Raw genomic sequence first — 3991 nt, 5'->3', positions numbered from 1 at the left:
GCGTTGAGCCCGTAATAGACGGCTTCGCCATCCATGCGGAGCTCCTGCGTCATAAAGGGAACGAAAATGGCCGTGGAGCTGGTCGTCATGCCGCGCTTGATCTCAATGCCGTTATGGCCCAGCGGAAGGCTGGAAAGAAAACCGTCCTCCTGCTGGAAGTCCAGCCGCTTCAAGGTGCAGTTGTATTTCTGGACGATACCGGACACCGTGAACAGGTCATTGTCCAGCTCCCGGCGGGTCGGGGCCATGTTTACCACAAGGAAGGTCAGCAGGAACATTCTTTCATTCCGGCTCTGTAAATCTTCCAAGAGGGTCTTTGCGTCGTTGCTGTATGTTACGAGGTCGGGTGGAAGTATGTCCATGTCGTACCCGGACCGGGCAGCCTTCTTTTGTTCCTCCACCTTCATCTTGTCAATGTCGGAGACTTTGGCCTTGATGGATTTTACGGCGGCGGCCTGATCGACGGTTTGGATATGGAGAGTGATGGTCATTTCCGCATCCATTTCCAAAAGCTCCGCCAGCAGCTTGTCCGAGAGCTCCGAGGCTAAAATCTGCAAGTAAGAGGCAGCGCCCCAAGTCGTCCCCACCCGGAACAGACGGCTGAAACGGAAGTCGAAGCTGTCCGGGGCGATAAAGTCTTTGGTGGAAAGCCCGGTTTTTGGAATCATATCCCATGAAAACCGGAAGGGGGAGCCGCTGCCGGGGTGGAGCTGCCCGTGAAGAAGCTCCAGCCGTTCCAGCCCCGAAAGGGAGCGGCACTTGACGCCCAGCTTTTTGAAGTTCCCGCAAATGTCCGCCTCTACACGTTCCAGCCTTGCCCTGGCGGTGGGAAGGTCGTCCACGTTCACGCCGAAGGTCAGGAGCTTTGTGCGGACAATGCCGTTGTTGCTTTTGGCGATCTGGTTTTCCAGCATTTCCACATACTCACACCGGACGCTGTTGTAATCGTCATCCTGCATGGGGATGTTCACGCTGTACCGGCTGCCCGGGCGGCTCCGGTGGTTGAGGAAGGAAAGCTGGAACGGAAGGCTGCTGTCAAAGTAGTTAAGGCAGGCGCTCCACCCGTCAAAGATGGCTGCCTGATCTTCGGACTGTGCGAGCTGGTAGTTGATGTCCTCGTATTCAATGGTTTTGGTGTAATAGCGGTCCGCTACCCGGCACACCCCATCCCGGTACATTTCCCGGTAAGGGAGGGTCTGCTGGGCGGTGGTGGGAATATTTTTTCCTTTCGTGAACAGGCCGGTAAGGCCCTGCTTTTCAGGCTTTCTGCCTGCGGGCTTTCCGGCCCTTCTGCTGTTTCGCAATTGGCTGCGCCTCCTTTCTGGCGCTAAGCAGCGCATAGAAGTTTTCGGTTTTGTAAGGCCGCACACGGGGATAGAGGAACCGGGTGCGGATGATGTTTTTCAGCACTTTTTCCAACGGCAGGCCGTCCCGCTCATACATAGCCAGAAAGAAGAACGGGAGCATGAGGCCGATCATCAGGAACATGGCGGCGCTGTTCCCGATACTGTCACGGGAAAGCAGGTAGGCCGGGAGCCCCACCGCCGCTGCGCCGGAAAAACAAACAAGCTGGCGCTTCGTCAGATTGAAGGCCAGCTTTGTCTTGATTTTGGAAAGGTCTTTTGGTACTGGCACATAGGCCATTTGGGTACACCTCCTTTACTGCTTCGGGCCATCATGGCTCGAGGTTATCTTGCGGCTTCTTTGGCCGGGGTTGTACTGCGGGCAGCTTCGGCGGCCTTGCGTCCGCTCTGCCTTGCCCGCCAGTATTCGGGGTTATACTGCCGGATGGACTGATTGAGTTTTTCTTCAAACTGTTCTTTGTCCTTAATGCGGTCAGGGATGTTCCACAGTTTTTTGTCCAGCAACTCCCGGAGCACCACACTTTCCTGTGCGTCCTCCTCATAGCAGATATAGCCCTTGTCCTTGAAGCCGCACTTTTTCGCTGCTGGGGCGAGGACGGCGGCTACCTCATTTGCCACCATCGTTCCGCCGTAGCTGGCGGTAGATACCAGAAACACCCCCGGACAGAGGGTTTCACAGCTCTGCACCTCGCCCCACGGGGAGTTTTTCGGCGCATGGAACATTCCGCCCGTCCGGCTCCGATCCGCCTGCATGAGCGCTGCCTTTTCTAAGATGGCTTTCAGTTCCGGGGAAAAATAGGCATATTCCCGAAGGACACGGGCGGCCTCCCCGCCGCAGGCGTTCATCAACAGGGTATAGGCGTCGCTGTCCGCTTTGGTACAGCGCCCCAGCAGTTTTCCGTCGTAATAGCAGGCCGCGTCATAGCCCGCCCGTTTGCGTGGCATGGTTCCCGCCTCCTTTCTGCTTCGGGCCATTATGGCCCGAGGTCAACGCTCCGCCCCACGGCTGGGCTTTTCCTTCGGGGGCCGTTCTGCCTTTGCCTGCTCGGCAGCCGCTTTCCCGGCTTTGAGCTGGTCGCTGATGGACGCACGCCCCACAGAGCCGCGCTCCGCCATCTGTTCCAGCTTTGCCTCATAGGCTTGCAGAACAGCGGTATTGAGCTGTTCCCGGAACTCCTTTGTGACAGGGTAGGCCATATCCCGGTAGCCGCCTTTGCCGTCTGGCTGGCTGGGCATCCCAAGAAAGAGCCCCTTGCTGCCCTGTACGATTTTCAGATTTTCCACCACAAAGCAGTCATTGAATTTCACGCTGGCAAAGCCCATGAGATTTTTCACAGGTTCGATGACCCGCACGCTTACATCCAGCATTATAGGGGCGGCTGGTGTTCCGCCCGCAGTTTTTTCCTGCATGGATTTCTCCTTTCCGCTTCGGGTCATCATGGCCCGAAGCTGTTACAAGTTTACAGTGCTTTCAACTTCGTTTCCCCACACGTCCCATCCGGGCTTTTTTTCTCTGGCGAACAATTCCACTCGTGGTATATCGCCCATCAGTTCTACAATTTTCCGCCTGGCCTCGTCCGGCTTTTTGCTGTGGCGCTCTATCGGGGAAACAATAAGCTGATGGACACCGGCAGACTTACGCTTCGGATGTCCTTTTACGGCTAAAAGACAAATTTCTGCATTACCTCTGGTCCAGTACCCCAGACCGTAAAACCATGAGTAGGAGCGCCGGTTCCTCTTTATCCATACAAAAGCCACAGAGCGATAAGAAAAGCCCCATGCTTTAATGACCTTTAAGGCTTCCGGCAGTTGCGGGAATGTTGCCCACAGAAACAGAACGCTGTCTTTTGCAGCCAAGTCGGCTACCGGAAGGGAACAGATTTCTTCAATACTCATAGTGGGATAATGAAGCTCTGCTGATCCCTGCCTGTTTTTCTGTTCATACCGCCACGGTGGATCTGCATAGATTATTGAAAATTTTTCTTTCGGCATGATCCTCCTTTCTGCTTCGGGTCAGCATGGCCCGAAGTCTCTTAATGGCAGCCAAAGATGGATTTTGCAAGACTGCCTGTTTTGAATAAGGTAAAACACAGCAGCACCGTATATCCCACGCAGCCCCAGATCGCCCCGATGGGGTCGCCGTCGGTGGCGATACTCTGGATCAGCACCGCATAGATGGCGACACAGACTAAGATCAACAGACCTTGAAAGCCCACTGCAAAGAGGGAGCGGAAATAGTTCTGCCCCATGTGTCCGGTTTCCCTGTTGGGGACTGTGGCAAACGGGATAGGCGCTAAACTTGTGAGTAAATAAATTTCAATCATACGGCCATATACGATGACGAAGATCACGATGTTTAAGGCAATCATGGTAAGCTGGATCAGGAAGGACTGGAGCCATAGCCCGAACAGAGGGCCTAACTCCATCGCCTCAAGTTCTGTCCGCAGACTGTCCAGCACATCCGGCGTGATCTCTGTCCCGTTCTGGATAATGCCCGCTGACTGCTGTATCACATGCTGGCTCACATCAAAGACCGCCAGCACGATATTGAAGGTATTCGTCAGGATCATCACAGCCACAAAGGTTTTGAACACCCACTTAAAAAACATCCATGTGTCAACTTCATG

6 protein-coding genes are annotated in these 3991 nt (G+C 54.7%); all 6 read right to left on the bottom strand.

Going from position 1 to position 3991, the window contains the following annotated elements; all coding sequences use genetic code 11:
* Positions 1 to 1238: VirB4-like conjugal transfer ATPase, CD1110 family (locus H8711_RS13280; RefSeq protein ID WP_430413579.1), on the bottom strand; the 1238-nt coding region annotated here is incomplete at its 3' end.
* A 19-nt stretch (positions 1239 to 1257) separates the two neighbouring features.
* Entirely contained in the window at positions 1258 to 1644 is a 387-nt protein-coding gene (locus H8711_RS13275) for a PrgI family protein (RefSeq protein WP_016306500.1), read from the bottom strand.
* Positions 1645 to 1688: 44 nt separating this feature from the next.
* Positions 1689 to 2309, bottom strand: coding sequence for a DUF7007 domain-containing protein (locus H8711_RS13270; RefSeq protein WP_283245964.1), 621 nt, complete (start codon positions 2307 to 2309; stop codon positions 1689 to 1691).
* A 42-nt stretch (positions 2310 to 2351) separates the two neighbouring features.
* Positions 2352 to 2774 carry a SpoVG family protein gene (locus H8711_RS13265; protein ID WP_242828173.1) on the bottom strand — a complete coding sequence of 141 codons (423 nt, stop codon included), beginning with the start codon at positions 2772 to 2774 and terminating at the stop codon, positions 2352 to 2354.
* A 42-nt stretch (positions 2775 to 2816) separates the two neighbouring features.
* A complete protein-coding gene (locus H8711_RS13260) occupies positions 2817 to 3356 on the bottom strand; it encodes an MT-A70 family methyltransferase (RefSeq protein ID WP_023042361.1) in 540 nt (179 codons plus the stop codon).
* Positions 3357 to 3397: 41 nt separating this feature from the next.
* Positions 3398 to 3991 (bottom strand): VirB6/TrbL-like conjugal transfer protein, CD1112 family (locus H8711_RS13255; RefSeq protein WP_249283842.1); only part of this gene is annotated, 594 nt, incomplete at its 5' end.

Origin of the sequence: Ligaoa zhengdingensis (genome assembly GCF_014384885.1) — a bacterium.
GTDB lineage: Bacteria > Bacillota > Clostridia > Oscillospirales > Ruminococcaceae > Ligaoa > Ligaoa zhengdingensis.
The sequence above is the reverse complement of the archived record's forward strand: the minus strand, read 5'-3'. Positions and strand labels throughout refer to the sequence as shown.

What these genes read in the sequence shown, in the direction of transcription:
- H8711_RS13270 (WP_283245964.1), bottom strand. Translation starts at nt 2,309, where the DNA reads ATGCCACGCAAACGGGCGGGCTATGACGCGGCCTGCTATTACGACGGA.
- H8711_RS13260 (WP_023042361.1), bottom strand. Translation starts at nt 3,356, where the DNA reads ATGCCGAAAGAAAAATTTTCAATAATCTATGCAGATCCACCGTGGCGG.
- H8711_RS13265 (WP_242828173.1), bottom strand. Translation starts at nt 2,774, where the DNA reads ATGCAGGAAAAAACTGCGGGCGGAACACCAGCCGCCCCTATAATGCTG.
- H8711_RS13275 (WP_016306500.1), bottom strand. Translation starts at nt 1,644, where the DNA reads ATGGCCTATGTGCCAGTACCAAAAGACCTTTCCAAAATCAAGACAAAG.